We start from the raw sequence: 17,966 nt of genomic DNA, 5'->3' as shown, positions 1-17,966 counted from the left end.
GTTGGACAGCTCTTGGCGAACTTACGTAGCGCCCACGTCGATCCAGCGGCCTTCATGCGCGCTGCGCGCCATGGCGTCGACCGTACGCTCGATCCGAATGCCGTCCTCGAAATCGATCAGCTTCGCGCTCTCGCCCTGGATGCGTCCCAGCACTTGGCGACATTCGATGATTTTCAGTTCGTTGAACCCGAGCCCGTGTCCCGGCGCCGGCAGAAACTTGTCATAAGGCGCGTGCTGCGGGCCGGTGAGAATGGTGCGAAAGCCTTGTTCGTCCTTCGCGCCGTCCGCCGTATAGAGCTGCACCTCGTTCATGCGCTCCTGATCGAACACGATGGTTCCGCGCGAACCGAAGATCTGGACGAAAATGCGGCCTTTGCGCCCCCAGGCGGATCGATTGAGGCTGATGAGCCCGGATACGCCGTTCTCGAGCTCGATCATCGTCGTCGCGATGTCGTAGGTCTCGACCGCGCGCCGCGCGCCCTCGCGGGTCGGGCGGTCCCGATAGGGTTTCGCCATATGGCCGCAGACCCGGCGAACGCCGCCGAAAAGAACCCACAGCAGGCTCAAGGCGTGCACGCCGAAATCATCGAGCGCGCCATGTCCGGAGGTGGATTCGCTCTTCCAGTAGAAAAGCTCTTCCGGATCGGCCATGAAATCCTCGTCCATCTCGATGCGGACGTGATTGACGGTGCCGATCCGACCCTGCTCGACGAGACGCCCGATGAGTCCGACGACCGGATTCTGGATGTAGTTGTAGCCGAGCACAGCGACTTTGCCGGATTTACGGGCGGCGTCCAGCATGCGTTGCGCATCGGCGAGCTTCGTCGCCATCGGCTTTTCGCACCAGACGTGCTTGCCGGCCTCGAGTGCCGCGATCGCCATGTCGGGGTGAAAGGCGTTGGGAGTCGTAATCGACACCACGTCGACTGCTGGATCGGCGACGAGCGATCGCCAATCGCCGGTAGCGCGCTGAAAACCGAGCTCGCGAGCCTTCGTCTCGGCCAAGGCCTCAGACGATTCCGCCAGAACCGCGAGTCGTGGCCTGGCGACGTCACCGAAGACCGACGCGACCGCGTTCCACGCCAAAGCATGGCACTTGCCCATATAGCCTGTGCCGATCAGGCCGACGCCGAGAGAAATCATTCCGTCTTTTTCCTAGACCATGCCGCCGAGTTCGCTGGATAGCGCCTGCAATTCCTTGCCGCCGGCCATGAGATTCTGCAACTCGTCGATCTGGATCTCCGACTTGCCGTAGGTCCCGAGCGTCTTGCCGCGATTGAGAACGGTGAAGCGGTCGCCGACCGCGTAGGCGTGCCGCACGTTGTGCGTAATGAAAATCACGCCGAGACCCTTCTGGCGCACCTGATGGATGTATTTCAACACCATCGATGTCTGCGCCACGCCGAGCGCCGATGTCGGCTCGTCGAGGATCAGCACCTTCGCGCCGAAATAGACGGCGCGAGCGATCGCGACGCATTGCCGCTCGCCGCCGGAAAGCGTGCCGACGGCCTGGTTGGGATCGCGCACATCGATCCCGATCCTATGCATCTCGTCCCGCGTGACCTCCGCGCAATGATCGAAATCCACATAGCGGAACGGCCAAACGCCCTTTCGCGGTTCACGCCCCATGAAGAAATTGCGGGTCACCGACATCAGCGGGATCATGGCGAGATCCTGATAGACGGTCGCGATCCCGGCATCGAGCGCATCGCGGGGGCTCGTGAAATTGACCGAGCCGCCTTCGACGAAATACTCACCGGAAGTCGGCTTGTGCACGCCGGCGAGGGTCTTGATCAAGGTGGATTTGCCAGCGCCGTTGTCGCCGAGAAGGCACATCACCTCGCCGCGATTGACCGTCATCGAAATGCCGGACAAGGCGATCACCGAACCGAAATGCTTGACGACGTTGCGCACGTCGATGAGAGAGCCGTTCGTTGCCATCAGCGTTCTCCCGTCACCTTCTTGCGGATGAAGTTATTGAACAGAACCGCGAGCAGAAGCATGGCGCCCAAAAAGACCTGAAACCAGTCGGAATCGAAGCGTGTGTAAGTCAGGCCGATCGACACCATCCCGAAGATGATGGCGCCGAAGAATGCACCGATGGCCGAGCCGTATCCGCCGGTGAGCAGGCATCCGCCGATCACGGCGGCGATGATCGCCTCGAATTCCTTTTGGAAGCCGCGGCGTGAATCCGTCGAGCCCGCATCGAGCACGGTGAGGATCGCGACGAGCGCGGCTGCGCACGCGGTGAACATGAAGAGCGCGGTCTTCACCCGCTCGACCGGAACGCCGGAATTGCGCGCCGCGTTGGCGTCACCGCCGACTGCGAAGATCCAGTTGCCGAACCGCGTCCGCAGCAAAACCCACGTGGCGACGATGGCGAAGAGAATGAACCAGATGATCGAGACCGGGACCCCTGTCACGGTCGGCACGCCGTTCGGGAATTTGGCGATGATGTCATGCGCCGCGAGCCAGGCGAACAACCCTTCCAGGGCACTACCGGAGAAGAGTTCGCGCACGATCCCTTCGCCCGCTTGGTCGCCGATGCCACGCATCTGAGTCGAGCCGCCGGTCGCCCATTTCAGGCCGACGAGCGAAAGGCCGCGCAGGATGAAAAGGAACGCCAGCGTCACGATGAACGAAGGCAAGCGTGTGCGGATGACGACCTGGCCGTTCAGTCCGCCGAGGATCGCCGCGACGATGAAAGTCGCCACGATGGCGAGAAGCAGCGGCCATCCGGTAAGGATCAGGAACGAGCCGAAGATCAGGCCCGCGAATGCGATCATCGATCCGATGGAGAGATCGAATTCGCCCCCGATCATCAGGAGCGCTGCTGCGATGGCGAGAATGCCGAGCTGCGCCGCCGGCGTCAGCACGTTCATCATGCCGGCGAGCGTGAACATGGAGGGATCGGCGGTGGAGAGGAAGAAGATCGTAACGAGGATCAGGCCGGCGACCGCACCGAGTTCGGGCCGGCGCATGATCTGGGTGACGAACGAAACCTTCTTCAAGCGCTCGTCCTGAGCGGCTTTGGCTTCTGCCGGAGAGAGACCGGCGGCCGGATGACTGGTGTCGACCATGGGGCACCTCCTTCGACGCAATCACGAAAGAAAGACGAGCCCGCGACCGGAGGCGCGGGCTCGCAATGAGGTGTTAGCGGATGCCCTTGGCCGACAGGTCGACCACCTGAGCCGCCTTTTCCTTCGTGATCAGGTTCGGGCCCGACGGCACGTTGCCGCCTGGGACGAGCCCATACTTGGCGTTCAGCGCGAGGAACACGACCGGCAGATATCCCTGAAGATATTGCTGCTGGTCGATCGCGAAGGTCGCTTCACCGGCCGCGATGGACTTGAGGAAGTTCGCCGAGAGATCGAACGATGCGACGCGCACGCCCGACTTGCCGACATCCTTGACGGCGGCCACGGACGGCTCACCGGCGGTTCCCGCTCCCAGGGCGAGCACCGTATCGATGGAGGCATCCGCGCTGAGAGCCGCCTTGACCTTGGCGCGAATATCCGTCGGATCATTCGACACGGGAAGCACGGTGACCTTGCCGGCAAAGCCTTCTGCGAAACCCTTGCAGCGCAAGTCGAGCGAGACGTTGCCGACTTCCTGGTTGACGCACAGGCCGACCTTGCCGCCCAGCTCCTTCAGTCTGGCGCCGGCGATCCGGCCTGCGTCGACTTCGTCCTGGCCCACATGGAGCAATGCGCCGAGCTTCTTCGATACGTCGGAGCCGGAATTCATCGAGATGACGGGAATGCCCGCCGCCACCGCTTTTTGAATCGCCGGGCCGAGGGCCGATGCGTCGGGGATCGAGACGATCAGTCCCGCCGGCTTCTGGTTCACGGCGGCGTCGATGAGCTGGGCCATGGCGACCACGTCGAACGTCTCGGGCGCGCGGTAGTCGACCTGGACGTTCATGTCCTTGCCGGCGGCCGTCACGCCGTTTTTCACCACCGACCAGAACGGATCGTTGGCCTGGCCGTGGCTGACCACGATGATGCGCGAGGGCTGTTGGGCCGCTGCCGGTGTGGCGGCGGCAAGAGCGAGGACCGCAGCGGCGGCCAGGCCCGTAACGAACGATTTCATTGGTTTCCTCCCAAAAGGTACTCGTTCGAACACCGCGCCGGAAAGTCCGGCGCGATAATCGCTGCGGCGGCGCCGCGCGATGAGGTCGGCAGAAGGAAACAAAAGGACGATCCGACCGAAGCCGAATCAGTGGCGTAGCGACGTTTCCTCTGCGGTTCTGATCTTCCTAAACGGAATGAACAGATCTTTTGTTATGTTCTTTGGAATTTTTATTCCATTTATAGGCGAACAATGTCAAGATCACTCGGCTTAAGCCTAAGGTAGGGCGGCAGGAGGAACGGGGAACGATGGAGGGGCACTCGGACGCGGCATTGGATGTGGCTCCTACGGATTACGAGGGCTTGCGCGCGCTCCTGGTCAGCCGGCGCGACGTTCTGCCGAAGCGTCTGAAGCAACTTGCCGCCTTTGCCTTGGCGCACCCCGAGGAAGTCGCGTTCGGCACCGTCGCCGGCATCGCGGAACATGCGGGCGTGCAGCCGTCGACTCTCATCCGGTTCGCCAAGACGCTCGGCTACGAGGGGTTCTCGCATCTTCAGCAGATTTTTCGCGACCGCCTGCGGGAGCGTTTTCCGGATTATCGGGAGCGCCTCCGTTCGCTTCGCGACGTCGACAGCGATCACGGGCAGGCAGCGGCACTGTTGGAAGGCTTCGCGGAGGCGGCGGCCCTGTCCCTCGACCGCATGCGCTCCTCGGTTCGTCTCGACGAATTGTCCCGTGCCATCGAGACGCTCGCGAAGGCCGATACGATCTACCTGCTGGGCGCAAGGCGGGTGTTCCCTATCGCAGCCTATTGTGCGTACGCCTTCGGAAAGCTCGGCATTCGGACGATGCTGATCGACCACATCGCTCAACTCGGCCCCGAGCAACTCGCGACGGCGACGGAAAGGGACGCCGTTCTCGCCATCAGTTTCACACCCTACGCCCCCGTCACCGCGGATCTCGCGGCATTGGCCGCCCGCCGTAACGTGCCTGTCGTCGCCATCACCGATTCGGCGTTCAGTCCGCTCGTGCCCACAGCCGATGTGTGGCTTGAAATCGCCGAAGCGGATTTCGGCGCTTTCCGATCCCTGTCTGCGTCGTTCGCGCTCGCCATGGCGCTCTCGGTCGGCACTGCGGAAAAGCGCGCCGAGCGGTAACTTCCTGCCCCTTACTTGCCCCCTTAAATGGAAATCACCGGAACGAGCCCGGTGATGACCTCATGCTGTGGGAAAACGGGTCGAACGATCAGACCTTCACGGGCTTGCCTGTCTGCGCCGATTCCGTCGCCGCATCGGCGAGGCGCTGGGCCTTCAATCCGTCGCGCCCGGTCGGCTCACATGCCTTGCCGTCCTTGACGGCTTTGAGGAACGCGTCGAGCTCGTCGCGATAGGCATCCGCATAGCGCTCCAGGAAGAAATCCTGCACCGGATCGGCGGTGACGCCCGCCGCATTGGCGACTTCGACCGTCGTGCGATGGATGTTGCCGGCGCGGATCATGCCTTTCGAACCGTGGACTTCGACACGCTGGTCGTAGCCGTATGTGGCGCGACGCGAATTGGAGATCTGGACGATCCGTCCCTTTGCGGTCTTCAGAAGCACTGCGGCGGTGTCGACGTCGCCGGCCTGGCCGATGGCCGGATCGACGAGGGACGAGCCGACAGCGTGGACCTCGACCGGCTCGTCGCCGAGCAGGAGGAAGCGCGCCATGTCGAGATCATGGATCATCATGTCGCGAAACAACCCGCCGGAGGTGGCGATGTAGCTCACCGGCGGTGGGCCGGGATCGCGCGATAGAATGGTGACGAGCTCGACCTCGCCGACTTCGCCCGATGCCAGGCGGGTGCGCAGGCTCGCGAAGTTCGGATCGAAACGGCGGTTGAAGCCGATCATCAGCGGGGTGCCGGCCTTCTCGACGACGCCGAGGCAAGCCTCGATACGGGCGCTCGAAAGATCGACCGGCTTTTCGCAGAACACCGCCTTGCCCGCTTTCGCACCGCGCTCGATCAGATCCGCGTGGGTCGTCGTCGGCGTGCAGATCAGGATGGCGTCCACGTCCGAGCGCTCGACGATCGCGTCGAGCGACGCGACTTCGGCGCCCGTGGCGGTGGCGAGCTCCTGCGCCGACGGCGCATGCGGATCGGCCACTGCGACCAAGCGCGCATCCTTGTGATTGGCGGCATTGCGCCCGTGAATGCGGCCGATGCGGCCAGCGCCCAAAACGGCGATCCTGATCATGAACTCCCCCGAATCTTTTGCCGGCTCACGGCAAATTTAGAATTGATGTTCTAGTGCAAGCTGCTAATAGAATAAACATTCTATAGCCGCAAGAGCCGCTCAACAGGCTCGCATGCACCGGAGGCTACGCGCCTGCCGGTGGGAGGACTAGCATGAAGCCGTCCCTTGACGTGATCACCATCGGCCGCGCCTCCGTCGATCTGTACGGGCAGCAAGTCGGCGGGCGGCTCGAGGACATGGCATCCTTTTCCAAGGCGGTCGGCGGATGTCCGGCGAACATCGCCATCGGCACGGCGAGGCTCGGTCTGAAATCCGGCCTCGTGACACGCGTCGGCGACGAAGCCATGGGACGTTTCATCCGAGAGCAGATGGAGCGTGAGGGTGTCGCGACGAAGGGGATCGTCACCGACGACACGCGCCTGACCGCCCTCGTCATTCTCGGCGTCCGCGACGAGGAATCGTTTCCGCTCATCTTCTATCGCGACAACTGCGCCGACATGGCGCTCACCGAGGCGGATATCGACGAGGCCTTCATCGCTTCGGCCGGAGCCATTGTCGTCACCGGCACGCATTTTTCCCGGGAAGCCACCGCGGCGGCGCAGAAGAAGGCGATCCGGATCGCCAAGGCGAACGGCCGCAAGGTCGTTCTCGACGTCGATTATCGGCCCAACCTCTGGGGCCTTCTCGGTCACGGCGCTGGCGAATCCCGCTATGTTCGCTCGGATGCCGTCACCGAACATCTCAAGCCCATCCTGGCCGATTGCGACCTGATCGTCGGCACGGAAGAGGAATTGCACATCGCCGGCGGCTCGGAGGATACGCTGACCGCGATCCGCGCCATCCGCGCCATCTCGAAGGCGACGATCGTGTGCAAGCGCGGCCCGATGGGATGCGTGGTATTTCCTGGCGCGATCCCAAATTCCCTCGATGACGGCGTGCGCGGCCCCGGCTTTCCGGTCGAGGTCTATAACGTGCTCGGCGCCGGCGACGCGTTCCTGTCCGGCTTCCTGCGCGGGTGGCTCAAGGACGAGCCGTTGGAAACCTGCTGCGCCTATGCCAACGCGAGCGGCGCCTTCGCCGTGTCGCGTCTGCTTTGCTCGCCGGAAATCCCGACCTTCACCGAGCTGCAGCATTTCCTCAAGAACGGCAGCCGCCACAAAGCGTTGCGGTTCGACGAGGAGATCAACCACATCCACTGGGCGACGACGCGCCGCCCCGGCCCGGAGACGCTGATGGCGCTCGCCATCGATCATCGCATGCAGCTGGAGGCGATGGCGAAGGAAGTCGGTGCAGACGTCGGGCGCGTGCCCGATTTCAAGGTGCTGGCCGTCAACGCCGCCGCGCGGGTCGCCGACGGGAGACCCGGATTCGGCATGTTGATCGACGGCACCTATGGCCGCGAAGCCCTGTTTCGCGCCGCCGACCACCCGTTCTGGATCGGCCGCCCGGTCGAGTTGCCCGGTTCGCGCCCACTTGATTTCGAGAATGGCGGCAGCCTGGGTGCGCAACTGATCGAATGGCCTGTCGGCCACACGATCAAATGCCTCTGCTTCTATCACCCGGACGATGCGCCCGAATTGAAAGCGCAGCAGGAGCGGGAATTGTTGCGGCTGCAAGACGCCGCGCGTCGCGTGGGGCGCGAACTTCTCGTCGAGATCATCGCAGGAAAGAATGGTCCCCTGACGACGGACACCATCCCGACCGTGTTGCAACGGCTCTATGATCTCGGCATCAAGCCGGATTGGTGGAAGCTCGAACCGCAACGCGACACCGCCGCCTGGAATGCCATCGGGCAGGTGATCACGAAGAACGATCCTCTGTGCCGCGGTATCGTGCTTCTCGGTCTCGAAGCGCCGGAAGACGAGCTCGAAGCGGCCTTCGCCGCCGCCGCGCGGGAGCCCCAGGTCAAGGGCTTCGCCGTCGGACGCACGATCTTCAACGACGCGGCGCGGCGATGGCTGAAGGGCGAGATTGACGACGAAGCGGCGATTGCCGATATGGCCGGACGTTTCCAACGTCTCGTCGACGCCTGGCAACGCGTGACCAGGCAGGCGAAAGCCGCTTAAACGCCAGGGCCCAACATGTCCTTTACCGAGAACGAGATCCGAGTAGCAGGCCGAGCCATCACGCTTCGACCCGACCAGGTCGACGGCCTCCTCGCCGTGTTGCGAAGTCGGCAAGCGGTTCCTGGTGCGGCCAGCGTTCCCGGGCCCCTCTACGAACGCGTCCGGTTCGACCTGGTGCACCTACTTTGGTATGCCGGCGCTCTCATCGTCATGGCGGCCATGGGCCTTTTCTCGACGCTCGCCTTCGAGCAGATGGGCGGCGTGGCGCTCGCGGTGACGGCGCTCGCATACGCCGCGCTGTTCACCACCGTCGGACATTATCTTTGGCATCGCCGCTCGCTGCACACGCCCGGCGGCTTGATGATCGCGGTCGCGGTGGCGATGGTGCCGCTCGCCGTCTACGGCATCCAGGACGCCTTCGGCTGGTGGGGCGACGTGCGGCCGGGAGCGTACAGCGGATTCTACATCTGGGTGAAGAGCGGCTGGCTGCCGATGGAGATCGCGACCGTCGTCGCGTGCATCGTCGCGATCCGCCTCTATCCCTTTCCGTTCATCGTTGCCGTGATGGCCCTGGCGCTCTGGTTCATGTCGATGGACCTGACGCCGTGGATCCTCTCGCACCAGGACATGACGGGCTCACAGACCTGGATGGCACGGCGGATCGTGTCGATGATCTTCGGCATCGTCATGATGGCGATCGCCTGGTTCGTCGATCTCAAGCGTGACCCCAAGCAGGATTTCGCCTTTTGGCTGCATCTCTGCGGTCTGCTCGCGTTCTGGGGCGGGCTCACCTTCGCCGAAAGCTCCAGCGAGATTGGGAAGGCCGTCTATTGCCTCATCAATGTCGGCCTCGTTCTTCTTTCCGTCTTCCTGATGCGCCGGGCTTACGCCCTGTTCGGCGCAATCGGCATCTCGACTTATCTGGGCTACCTCGCCGAAAGGGTTTTCGCGGATTCGCTTCTGTTTCCGTTCGCCTTGTCGCTCATCGGCATCGGCATTATCGGCGCGGGCCTGATCCTGCATCGTCATCGGCCGCGATTGTCTCAGTGGATGACCGATTCCCTCCCGACCTCCTTTAAGAAACTGCGACCGCCGCATGCCGGCGGCGCCACGCGATTGGAACCCGTATGAGCACGATCCGCCTCACCATGGCTCAAGCGCTCGCCCGTTTCCTGGCGGCTCAGAAGACCGAGATCGATGGAGCCGTGCTCCCGCTATTTGGCGGCGTCTGGGCTATTTTCGGTCATGGCAACGTGGCTGGTCTCGGCGAGGCGCTCTATGGCGTGCGTGACACGCTGCCGACATATCGCGCCCACAACGAGCAGGGCATGGCCCATGCGGCGGTGGCGTTCGCCAAGGCGTCCCGTCGCCGACGCATGATGGCTTGCACGACTTCGATCGGCCCCGGCGCCACGAACATGGTGACGGCGGCCGCAGTCGCGCATGTGAATCGCCTGCCTGTCCTGCTCCTGCCCGGCGACGTGTTCGCCAATCGGTTGCCCGATCCTGTGCTGCAGCAGATCGAGAATTTCTCCGACGGCACGATCTCGGCCAATGACTGCTTCAAGCCGGTATCGCGCTATTTCGACCGCATCACCCGGCCCGAACAGATCATTCCGGCGCTCCACCGCGCCATGGCTGTACTGACCGATCCCGCCGATTGCGGACCGGTGACCCTGGCCCTTTGTCAGGACGTGCAGGCGGAGGCCTACGATTATCCGGAGAGTTTCTTCGCCGAGAAGATCTGGACGGCGCGCCGAATTCGTCCGGACGAGGACGAATTGGCGAAGGCGGCCGACCTGATCCGCAACGCCAAGAAGCCCTTTGTCGTTGCGGGCGGCGGAGTCCTGTTCTCCGGCGCCGAGACGGTACTCGCCGATTTCGCCACCAAGCACGGCGTGTTCGTCGGCGAGACGCAGGCCGGAAAGTCGAGCCTTCCTCACGATCATGCCGCCAATCTCGGCGCCATCGGCGTGACCGGGACGGCGGCGGCGAACGCGCTCGCGGAAGAGGCGGATGTGGTGATCGCAGTGGGCACGCGCCTGCAGGATTTTACCACCGGTTCCTGGGCGCTGTTCAAGAACCCGAACCGCAAGATCATCGGCCTCAACGTTCAGGCCTTCGACGCGACGAAGCACGATGCGCAGCCGCTCGTCGCTGACGCGAAAGCCGGTCTTACGGAATTGGGCCGCGCGCTTGGGACCTGGAAAGCTCCCGATGCCTGGAGCGCCAAGGCGCGGGACGAGAAGACGCGCTGGTTCGAATCGTCCGCGCGCTACACCGATCCGACCAATGCGGAGCTTCCCTCCGATGCCCAGGTCATCGGCGCGGTTCAGCGCACGTCTTCTCCGGGCGATGTGGTGGTGTGCGCGGCCGGCGGCCTGCCGGGCGAATTGCACAAGCATTGGAAGGCGAGCGCCGCGCTCGGCTACCACATGGAATACGGCTATTCGTGCATGGGCTACGAGATCGCCGGTGGGCTCGGCGTGAAGATGGCCGACCCGAGCCGCGAGGTCATCGTGATGGTGGGAGACGGCTCCTACCTGATGATGAACTCGGAACTCGCGACCTCCGTCATGCTCGGGCACAAGCTGACCGTCGTTCTTCTCGACAACCGCGGCTATGGCTGCATCAACCGGCTGCAGCGGGCGACCGGCGGCGAGAGCTTCAACAATCTGCTCGCGGATACCAACCATGTGACACTACCCGCCATCGACTTCGCGGCCCATGCGGCGAGCCTCGGCGCCGATTCGCTGAAGGTGAAGAGCATTGCGGAATTGGAGGACGCGCTCGAGAAAGCGCGCAAGGCGACCCGCAGCACCGTCATCCTCATCGATACGGACCCGCTGATCTCGACCGACGAAGGTGGCCATTGGTGGGATGTGGCGGTGCCGGAAGTTTCCGTCTGGCCGAAAGTGAACGAAGCCCGCAAGAATTACGAAAGCGCCCTCGCGTCGCAACGCGTCGGCGATTGATGAGACATCGTCCGGCACATCATTTTGCCCAAGGACGATCGGACCAAGACGCGTAAGAAAGAGAGAGACGACGATGACGATCCGTATCGGGGCCAATCCAATCGGCTGGTCGAATGACGACATGCAGGAACTCGGCGGCGAAACGCCGCTCGAAGTCTGCCTCGCGGAAGCGAAGGAAGCCGGTTTCGAGGGCATGGAACTCGGGAACAAGTTTCCGCGCCAGCCGGACGCCTTGAAGAAGGCGCTCGCACCCTTCGATCTCGCCTGCGTGTCGGGTTGGTATTCGGCCGAACTCCTCAAGCGCGACGCCGCCGAGGAAATGACGCATCTGCGCCCGCATCTCGATCTGCTCAAGGCGATGGGTTCGAATGTTCTCGTCTTCGCCGAGACCTCCAACGCCATCCACGGCGACCGGTCGAAGCCGCTGGCACAGCGCCCGGTGATGAAGGACGCGGACTGGGCTGAATTCGGCCGTCGGATCACGCAGGTCGCCGAAGCGACCCTGAAAGAGGGCGTTCGCCTCGTGTACCACCACCACATGGGCACGATCGTCGAATCGGAAGGCGACATCGACGCGTTCATGAAGGCGACGGGGCCGGCCGCCCATCTCCTGCTCGATACCGGCCACGCGACCTGGGGCGGCGCCAATCCCGCCGCGCTCGCGCGCCGCTACAAGGATCGCATCAGCCACGTGCACACCAAGGACGTGCGCAAGGCCGTGATGGAGAAGTCGAAGGCCGGCAATTGGAGCTTCCTCGATTCGGTCATCGAAGGCGTCTATACGGTGCCGGGCGACGGCATGGTGGATTTCGTCTCAGTCTTCAAGGAACTGCCGGGCTATAGCGGCTGGGTGGTGATCGAGGCCGAACAGGATCCCAAAAAGGCTCACCCCTTGACCTATGCCAAGATGGGCTATGCCAACCTCACCCGCTTCCTCAAGGAAGCCGGCCTCCGGTAAGGATTGCAAACATGTCGAAACTCCTGGTCAAACCGAGCCGGCCCGATTCCACCGGGCGCATTCACGCCGTCACACCCGCCTCCGCCGGGTGGATCTATGTCGGGTTCGAAGTCTATCGACTCAAAGCCGGCGCGAGCGTGAAGCAGGCGACGCAAGACCGGGAGGCCTGCCTCGTCATGCTCTCGGGCAAAGCGCGCGTTGGCGCGGKCGGACAGGATTTCGGCAGCATCGGCGGACGCAATTCACCTTTCGAGCCGGACCCATKGTCGTTCTACGTTCCGGCTCGTTCGGATTTCACGCTGACGGCTGAAACCGATTGCGAAGTGGCGATCTGCACAGCGCCAGGAACAGGCAAGCTGCCGGCACGCGTGATCCGACCCGATCAGGTCGGCCAGGAGACCCGCGGAAAGGGCACCAATACGCGGCACGTGCGTAACATCCTGCCCGAAACCGAGCCCGCGGAGAGCCTGCTCGTCGTCGAGGTGATCACACCCTCAGGCAACTGGTCGAGCTATCCGCCGCACAAGCATGACAGGGACGCGCTGCCGAACGAATCGCTGCTCGAGGAAACCTATTATCACCGCCTGAACCCGCCGCAGGGCTATGCCTTGCAGCGGGTCTATACCGACGACCGTTCCCTCGACGAAACGCTCGCAGCGAGCGACGGCGACGTCGTGCTCGTGCCCAAGGGTTATCACCCTGTCGTCGCGCCGCACGGCTACGAGCTCTATTATCTCAATGTGATGGCGGGCCCGAAGCGGGTGTGGAAATTCCACAACGACCCGGCGCATGAGTGGATGCTGCGCGCGTGATCAGCCGTCCTTGAAGGCGGTTAGGATCGTCTCAGGCGGCCGACGATGCCGCCTGGGAACGCATAGACGCTGGCGATGAATAGAATACCCAGCCAGAGCAACCAGCGGTCCGGGTGGGTGAGGCTGGCGAGAAGGGGAAATTGCGTCAGCGATCCGCTCAACGACGCCATCAACACCTGCAAATAGCTCTGCGCGAGAATGAAGAGTGTGGCGCCGATCGCCGCGCCATACATCGTCCCCATCCCGCCGATGACGACCATCAGCAGCACGTCGATCATGATCGCGAACGAGAGCGTCGTATCCGGCCCGTTGTACCTCAACCAAAGGGCCAGCAATGCGCCGGCCACCGTCGCGGCAAGAGCCGCGATGACGGACGCCGCAATGCGGTACGCCACGACGCGATAGCCCAGCGCTTCGGCGCGAAACTCATTCTCGCGGATGGCCTGCAACACGCGGCCGAAGGGCGAATTCACGATGCGCAGCAACAGCAAGAACATGCAGAGTGCTACGGCAAGAACGAGATAATAGGCGAGCAGGCGCCCGTTGATCACCGTCCCGAACAGGGTGGTGAGGCGATAGGCCGGCCGCAGCTCCGGCGGCAATTGGAAGGACAGGCCGTCTTCACCACCGGTGAGCCACGACAATTGCGATGCGAGAACGAGCATGGCGGATGCGACCGCGAGCGTGATCATCGAGAAGAAAATCGCGCGAACCCGCAGCGACACCAGACCGATCACGAAGGCCAGCAACGCGGACAGCGCGAGTGCTGCCGCAAGCCCGATGAAAACCGAACTCCATGTGGCGCCGAGGCGATTCAAAGCGATGGCGATGCCATAGCCGCCGATGCCGAAGAACATCGTATGCGCGAAGGAGACGATGCCCGTATAGCCGAGCAGGAGATCGTAGCTCGCGGCCAGCAGAATGAAGATGCAGATCTTGGCTGCGGTGCCGATCGGTTGGCTTCCCGGCAGCGCGAACGGCGTCACGATCAACGCTACGAGAACGACGAGGAGTATCAACGAGAGCGCGCGCGAGCGCGGCGGGTCGGCCGACAGGAGCGCGCGCAACAAGCCGCCTTGGGCCGACGTGGCAGACGCCGCGGAAGAGGAGATCGCGATATCGCTCATTGCCGCACCACCGGAAAGAGGCCTTGCGGCCGCCAGACGAGAACCAGCGCCATGACGAGGATGTTGGAGACGAGCGCCAGTTTCGGCGCCAGGAAGCCGACATAGTTGGCGACGAGCGCCACCAGGAGCGAACCGATGAAGCATCCGCCGATGGACCCGAGGCCGCCGACGATGATGACGATGAACACGAGCACCATCACCTCCATCCCCATACCCGCGGTCAGCGTCTGGCGGTAGAAAGCCCACATCACGCCGCCGAGCCCGGCAAGTGCCGATCCCGCCACGAAAACGCCGACGAAAAGACGGCGGATGTGATAGCCGAGGGATTCCACCATCTCGGGATTCTCCACGCCGGCGCGGATCAGAAGTCCGATGCGTGTGCGGTTGAGAACGAGCTGCATCACCCCGAAGACCGCCAAGCCGAGGACGATCGCCACGAGGCGATAACGTTCGACGGCGATATCGCCGAACACGAACGCGCCGCGCAATGTCGCGGGCAGCGCGATGGTGATCGGCGACGCGCCCCAGATCGCGTGGATCGCCTGCTCGGCGACGATGAGGCCACCCACCGTCACCAGAATCTGTTTGAGATGACTGCCATAGACTGGGCGGACGATGACCCGCTCGAACAAGGCGCCGATGACGCCCGTCGTGACCATCGCGACCACGATACAAAGGCCGAGCAGACCGAGATTGAGAGCCACCGAATCCGCCTGCGCCCAACCGGCAAGCGGTCCGAGAACGATGAGCGTGGCGTAGGCCCCGAGCGAGATGAAGACGCCGTGGCCAAAGTTGATCACGTCCATCAGGCCGAACACCAAGGTCAGCCCCGACGCCATCAGGAAGATCATCATGCCCATGGCGAGGCCGGCCACCGTGAGCGTGACCCACGACGACAGATCGCCGAACAGGGGTATCGCGAGGATGACGAGCGCCGGCACCAGAGCGAGCGGCACCCAGTCCCGCGGCGTGCGTGGCAAATCGGGCAGGGTTCTTCCGGCGACCGAGGACGTCATTGATGCGCATCCATGCTGAGACCGAGCAGGGTGTTCTGGAGGGTCTGATCCGCGACGAGCGCGCTCATCGCGCCGGTATGAACGACCTTGCCGTCGTCGATGACGACGACATTGTCGCCGAGCACGGACGCGGCGTAAAAGTTCTGCTCGACGAGAAGGATCGTTTCGCCCGCCGCTTTCAACGCTTTGAAGGCTTCGATCATGCTACGCACCATGACCGGCGCGAGGCCCTTGGTGGGTTCGTCGATCAAGAGCAGCTTGCGCGGCTCGGCGATGGCGCGGCTGATCGCCAGCATCTGCTTCTGTCCACCGGAGAGATGGCCCGCCGGCAGAGTCCAGAACCGCTTGAGCGCGGGAAACAGACCGAGGATCCAATCGAGACGTTCCTTGTCGATGTCGCCGTTGCGGGCGGCGAGCAACAGGTTTTCCCGCACGGTGAGGCCGGCGAAGATTCCCATCGATTCCGGCACATAGGCGATGCCGTTGCGCGCGATGTCCGGTGTCGCGCGATGGGTGATCTCTTGTCCCTCGAACCGCACTTCTCCACGCGAGGCGTGCCACAAACCCATGATGGTGCGAAGCGTCGTCGACTTGCCCGCGCCGTTGCGGCCGAGCAGCATCGTCAGTTCCCCTCTCGGCACGGTGAAAGAAACGCCGTGGAGGATATGATAGGGGCCGATATGCGTGTGCACATCGTCGAGCGTGAGCGTCGCGTCAGCCATGCGCCACCTCCACGCCGAGATAGGCTTCTTGAACGATCGGCGATGCGATCACAGCCGCCGGATCGCCGTCTGCGACGAGGGCGCCGTTGTGCAGAACGACGATGCGGTCGGCGAGCGAGCGCACCACGTCCATCTTGTGCTCGACGAGCAGGATGGTGCGGTCGCCGCGATTCTTGATCTCCTGAATCAATTCGAGCACCGTCGGCACTTCATCCACGCTCATGCCCGCCGTCGGCTCGTCGAACATGTAGATCTTGGGATCGAGCGCCATGAGAAGCGCCACCTCGAGCTTACGCTGATCGCCATGGGACAGGGTCTTGGGCGCCTCGTGGCGTTTGTCGGCGAGATGCACTGTTTCGAGCACTGCTTCCGCTTTCTCGATGAGATCGCGCCGCGTTTCCCATGTGCGAAACAGGGACCAGCCGGCATGAGCGCGGCTTTGCACGGCGAGGCGCACGTTCTCGAGAGCGCTCAATTGCGGAAACAGGTTGGTGAGCTGAAAGGCGCGCCCCAAACCGCGATGGGTGCGGGCGGACGCCGGTAACCGCGTGACGTCCTCTCCGTCGACCAGAACCGAGCCGGCGGATGCCCTGAGCTGACCCGAGATCAAGTTGAAATAGGTCGTCTTGCCGGCGCCGTTGGGCCCCACGATCGCCGTGAGCGTCCCCGGCGAGAACGCGCAACTCACCGCATCGACGGCCACATGGCCGCCGAATCGAATCGTCAGCCCACGCGTTTCGAGCGCGGGCTTGGGAACAGACACTGAAGCCATCAGCTTCCCTTGGTTCAGGCGGCGACGGTCACCGCTTGTTGCGGACGGGGATCGGCAGCTTGTCCGCCGGAATCGTCGCGACGAGATCGAGAAGATCGTTCTCGTCCTTGCCGTTCGCCTTCACCTTGAAATGATACATGACTTGCAGCGCCTGATGATCATCCTTGCGGAAGGTCATTGGGCCCTTCGGCGTTTCGAAGGTCATGCCTTCCATCGCCGCGATCAGCTTTTCCGTATCGGTCCCACCCGCCTTCTCGATGGCGGTCAGGGCTGCCGACGCGGCCGAAAAGCCGCCGGCGGTAAAGAAGTCCGGCGGTGTGCCGTAGCGCTTCTTGTGTTCGGCGACGAACCAGTCGTTCATCGGGTTCTTCGGGAAGTCCGCATAGTAATAAACGGCGCCTTCCATGCCGGGATAGTTCTTGTAGAGCTTCATGACGGGCAGAATGTTGCCGCCGGGTGCGATCTCGATGCCATAACGCTCAGGCTTCAGATCCGCGATCTTCGGCAGCGGATGCGGCCCCGCCCAGATGATCTCGATGATCTTGCGGCCGGGCTTGTCCTTCAGCGCATCGAACAAGCGTTGTGCCGAAGCCGTGAAGTCCGTGGTGTTCTGCGGGGCGTATTCTTCGAACACGACCTTCGCGTTCGGCCGGATGGCGGCGAGGGCGCTTTTCAGGGCCGACACGCCGTCCCGTCCGAACGCGTAATCCTGCGCGAGGGTCGCGACGGTCACTTCGCCCGATTCCGGAACGGCGGCGGCCGCGGCGTAGGCGTCCTGGGTCGAGTTGCGGCCGGTGCGGAAGATGAACTTGTTCCACTTCTCGCCCGTGATCGCATCGGCCACCGCGGGCTCGACGATCAGCACCTTCCCGCTCTCCTCCGCGACGGGAAGCATGGCGAGCGCGGCGGCTGACGACGTGGTGCCGACCGCGAGGTCGACCTGGTCGTCGTTATAGGCCTGCTCGAGCAGGGTCTTGGCGAGGTCGGCCTTGAGTTGATCGTCCTTGACGATCACGGAGACCTTGCGGCCCTGCCAGTTCATCGTGCCCTTGGTCAGATATTCGAGGCCCATCATGAACCCGGTCTCTGTCTGCTTGGCATAGGCCTCGAGCGGCCCTGTCTTGCCGGCGATGAGCGCGATCTTGATGTCGGCCGCCGAAGCAGTCGTCGCGGCAAGAGCGCCAGCCACCAGGCCTGCGCAGAACGTTGGAA

16 protein-coding genes are annotated in these 17,966 nt (G+C 63.4%); 6 read left to right on the top strand and 10 right to left on the bottom strand.

Annotation, left to right across the window (positions count from 1 at the left end; genetic code table 11):
• Positions 1-21 precede the first annotated feature (21 nt).
• The 4 genes from AC1DT3_RS01220 to AC1DT3_RS01205 all read right to left on the bottom strand — a co-directional run bounded on the left by AC1DT3_RS01220 (position 22) and on the right by AC1DT3_RS01205 (position 4,092).
• Complete coding sequence (locus AC1DT3_RS01220; RefSeq protein ID WP_477463401.1) at positions 22-1,143, bottom strand: Gfo/Idh/MocA family protein; 1,122 nt, start codon at positions 1,141-1,143, stop codon at positions 22-24.
• 12 nt (positions 1,144-1,155) lie between these two features.
• Positions 1,156-1,941, bottom strand: a complete 786-nt coding sequence (locus AC1DT3_RS01215) for an ATP-binding cassette domain-containing protein (RefSeq protein ID WP_477463400.1) — start codon at positions 1,939-1,941, stop codon at positions 1,156-1,158.
• Complete coding sequence (locus tag AC1DT3_RS01210; protein WP_477463399.1) at positions 1,941-3,080, bottom strand: ABC transporter permease; 1,140 nt, start codon at positions 3,078-3,080, stop codon at positions 1,941-1,943. The genes AC1DT3_RS01215 and AC1DT3_RS01210 overlap by 1 nt, the downstream gene beginning before the upstream one ends.
• 73 nt (positions 3,081-3,153) lie before the next feature.
• Positions 3,154-4,092, bottom strand: coding sequence for a sugar ABC transporter substrate-binding protein (locus AC1DT3_RS01205; RefSeq protein ID WP_477463398.1), 939 nt, complete (start codon positions 4,090-4,092; stop codon positions 3,154-3,156).
• Positions 4,093-4,379: 287 nt separating this feature from the next.
• On the opposite strand from AC1DT3_RS01205, the gene AC1DT3_RS01200 reads away from it, so the two are divergent.
• Positions 4,380-5,228: a MurR/RpiR family transcriptional regulator gene (locus AC1DT3_RS01200; RefSeq protein ID WP_477463397.1), complete on the top strand. Its 849-nt coding sequence runs from the start codon at positions 4,380-4,382 to the stop codon at positions 5,226-5,228.
• An 88-nt stretch (positions 5,229-5,316) separates the two neighbouring features.
• Here the strand turns inward: AC1DT3_RS01200 and iolG are convergent, their stop codons facing one another.
• Positions 5,317-6,306 carry an inositol 2-dehydrogenase gene (gene iolG, locus AC1DT3_RS01195; RefSeq protein WP_477463396.1) on the bottom strand — a complete coding sequence of 330 codons (990 nt, stop codon included), beginning with the start codon at positions 6,304-6,306 and terminating at the stop codon, positions 5,317-5,319.
• Between the two features lie 152 nt (positions 6,307-6,458).
• On the opposite strand from iolG, the gene AC1DT3_RS01190 reads away from it, so the two are divergent.
• The 5 genes from AC1DT3_RS01190 (at position 6,459) to iolB (ending at position 13,117) form a co-directional block, all read left to right on the top strand.
• Positions 6,459-8,372 carry a bifunctional 5-dehydro-2-deoxygluconokinase/5-dehydro-2-deoxyphosphogluconate aldolase gene (locus AC1DT3_RS01190; protein ID WP_477463395.1) on the top strand — a complete coding sequence of 638 codons (1,914 nt, stop codon included), beginning with the start codon at positions 6,459-6,461 and terminating at the stop codon, positions 8,370-8,372.
• A 15-nt stretch (positions 8,373-8,387) separates the two neighbouring features.
• Positions 8,388-9,503 carry a hypothetical protein gene (locus tag AC1DT3_RS01185; RefSeq protein WP_477463394.1) on the top strand — a complete coding sequence of 372 codons (1,116 nt, stop codon included), beginning with the start codon at positions 8,388-8,390 and terminating at the stop codon, positions 9,501-9,503.
• Positions 9,500-11,347 carry a 3D-(3,5/4)-trihydroxycyclohexane-1,2-dione acylhydrolase (decyclizing) gene (gene iolD / locus AC1DT3_RS01180; protein ID WP_477463393.1) on the top strand — a complete coding sequence of 616 codons (1,848 nt, stop codon included), beginning with the start codon at positions 9,500-9,502 and terminating at the stop codon, positions 11,345-11,347. The genes AC1DT3_RS01185 and iolD overlap by 4 nt, the downstream gene beginning before the upstream one ends.
• Before the next feature lie 73 nt (positions 11,348-11,420).
• Complete coding sequence (gene iolE / locus AC1DT3_RS01175) at positions 11,421-12,305, top strand: myo-inosose-2 dehydratase (protein WP_477463392.1); 885 nt, start codon at positions 11,421-11,423, stop codon at positions 12,303-12,305.
• An 11-nt stretch (positions 12,306-12,316) separates the two neighbouring features.
• Positions 12,317-13,117, top strand: a complete 801-nt coding sequence (gene iolB, locus AC1DT3_RS01170; protein WP_477463391.1) for a 5-deoxy-glucuronate isomerase — start codon at positions 12,317-12,319, stop codon at positions 13,115-13,117.
• A 20-nt stretch (positions 13,118-13,137) separates the two neighbouring features.
• Here the strand turns inward: iolB and AC1DT3_RS01165 are convergent, their stop codons facing one another.
• Genes AC1DT3_RS01165 through AC1DT3_RS01145 form a run of 5 tightly spaced genes read right to left on the bottom strand, consistent with a single transcriptional unit; the run spans position 13,138 to position 17,946 of the window.
• The gene (locus tag AC1DT3_RS01165; RefSeq protein ID WP_477463390.1) at positions 13,138-14,244 is read right to left on the bottom strand and encodes a branched-chain amino acid ABC transporter permease; all 1,107 of its coding nucleotides are present in this window, start codon (positions 14,242-14,244) and stop codon (positions 13,138-13,140) included.
• Positions 14,241-15,260: a branched-chain amino acid ABC transporter permease gene (locus AC1DT3_RS01160; RefSeq protein WP_477463389.1), complete on the bottom strand. Its 1,020-nt coding sequence runs from the start codon at positions 15,258-15,260 to the stop codon at positions 14,241-14,243. The genes AC1DT3_RS01165 and AC1DT3_RS01160 overlap by 4 nt, the downstream gene beginning before the upstream one ends.
• Positions 15,257-15,982 carry an ABC transporter ATP-binding protein gene (locus AC1DT3_RS01155; protein ID WP_477463388.1) on the bottom strand — a complete coding sequence of 242 codons (726 nt, stop codon included), beginning with the start codon at positions 15,980-15,982 and terminating at the stop codon, positions 15,257-15,259. The genes AC1DT3_RS01160 and AC1DT3_RS01155 overlap by 4 nt, the downstream gene beginning before the upstream one ends.
• On the bottom strand, positions 15,975-16,754 hold the full coding sequence (locus tag AC1DT3_RS01150) for an ABC transporter ATP-binding protein (protein WP_477463387.1): 780 nt from the start codon (positions 16,752-16,754) through the stop codon (positions 15,975-15,977). The genes AC1DT3_RS01155 and AC1DT3_RS01150 overlap by 8 nt, the downstream gene beginning before the upstream one ends.
• Positions 16,755-16,782: 28 nt before the next feature.
• On the bottom strand, positions 16,783-17,946 hold the full coding sequence (locus AC1DT3_RS01145) for a substrate-binding domain-containing protein (protein ID WP_477463411.1): 1,164 nt from the start codon (positions 17,944-17,946) through the stop codon (positions 16,783-16,785).
• Between the last annotated feature and the right edge of the window lie 20 nt (positions 17,947-17,966).

Source organism: Microvirga sp. P4_G7, assembly GCF_056401005.1.
Note: the sequence above shows the minus strand (reverse complement) of the source record. Positions and strands in the feature narration are given on the sequence as shown.

Coding starts and splice junctions, on each gene's coding strand:
- AC1DT3_RS01160 (WP_477463389.1), bottom strand. CDS start 15,260: ATGACGTCCTCGGTCGCCGGAAGAACCCTGCCCGATTTGCCACGCACG.
- iolE (WP_477463392.1), top strand. CDS start 11,421: ATGACGATCCGTATCGGGGCCAATCCAATCGGCTGGTCGAATGACGAC.
- AC1DT3_RS01210 (WP_477463399.1), bottom strand. CDS start 3,080: ATGGTCGACACCAGTCATCCGGCCGCCGGTCTCTCTCCGGCAGAAGCC.
- AC1DT3_RS01155 (WP_477463388.1), bottom strand. CDS start 15,982: ATGGCTGACGCGACGCTCACGCTCGACGATGTGCACACGCATATCGGC.
- AC1DT3_RS01185 (WP_477463394.1), top strand. CDS start 8,388: ATGTCCTTTACCGAGAACGAGATCCGAGTAGCAGGCCGAGCCATCACG.
- AC1DT3_RS01220 (WP_477463401.1), bottom strand. CDS start 1,143: ATGATTTCTCTCGGCGTCGGCCTGATCGGCACAGGCTATATGGGCAAG.
- AC1DT3_RS01215 (WP_477463400.1), bottom strand. CDS start 1,941: ATGGCAACGAACGGCTCTCTCATCGACGTGCGCAACGTCGTCAAGCAT.
- iolD (WP_477463393.1), top strand. CDS start 9,500: ATGAGCACGATCCGCCTCACCATGGCTCAAGCGCTCGCCCGTTTCCTG.
- AC1DT3_RS01150 (WP_477463387.1), bottom strand. CDS start 16,754: ATGGCTTCAGTGTCTGTTCCCAAGCCCGCGCTCGAAACGCGTGGGCTG.
- AC1DT3_RS01205 (WP_477463398.1), bottom strand. CDS start 4,092: ATGAAATCGTTCGTTACGGGCCTGGCCGCCGCTGCGGTCCTCGCTCTT.
- iolG (WP_477463396.1), bottom strand. CDS start 6,306: ATGATCAGGATCGCCGTTTTGGGCGCTGGCCGCATCGGCCGCATTCAC.
- AC1DT3_RS01165 (WP_477463390.1), bottom strand. CDS start 14,244: ATGAGCGATATCGCGATCTCCTCTTCCGCGGCGTCTGCCACGTCGGCC.
- AC1DT3_RS01190 (WP_477463395.1), top strand. CDS start 6,459: ATGAAGCCGTCCCTTGACGTGATCACCATCGGCCGCGCCTCCGTCGAT.
- AC1DT3_RS01200 (WP_477463397.1), top strand. CDS start 4,380: ATGGAGGGGCACTCGGACGCGGCATTGGATGTGGCTCCTACGGATTAC.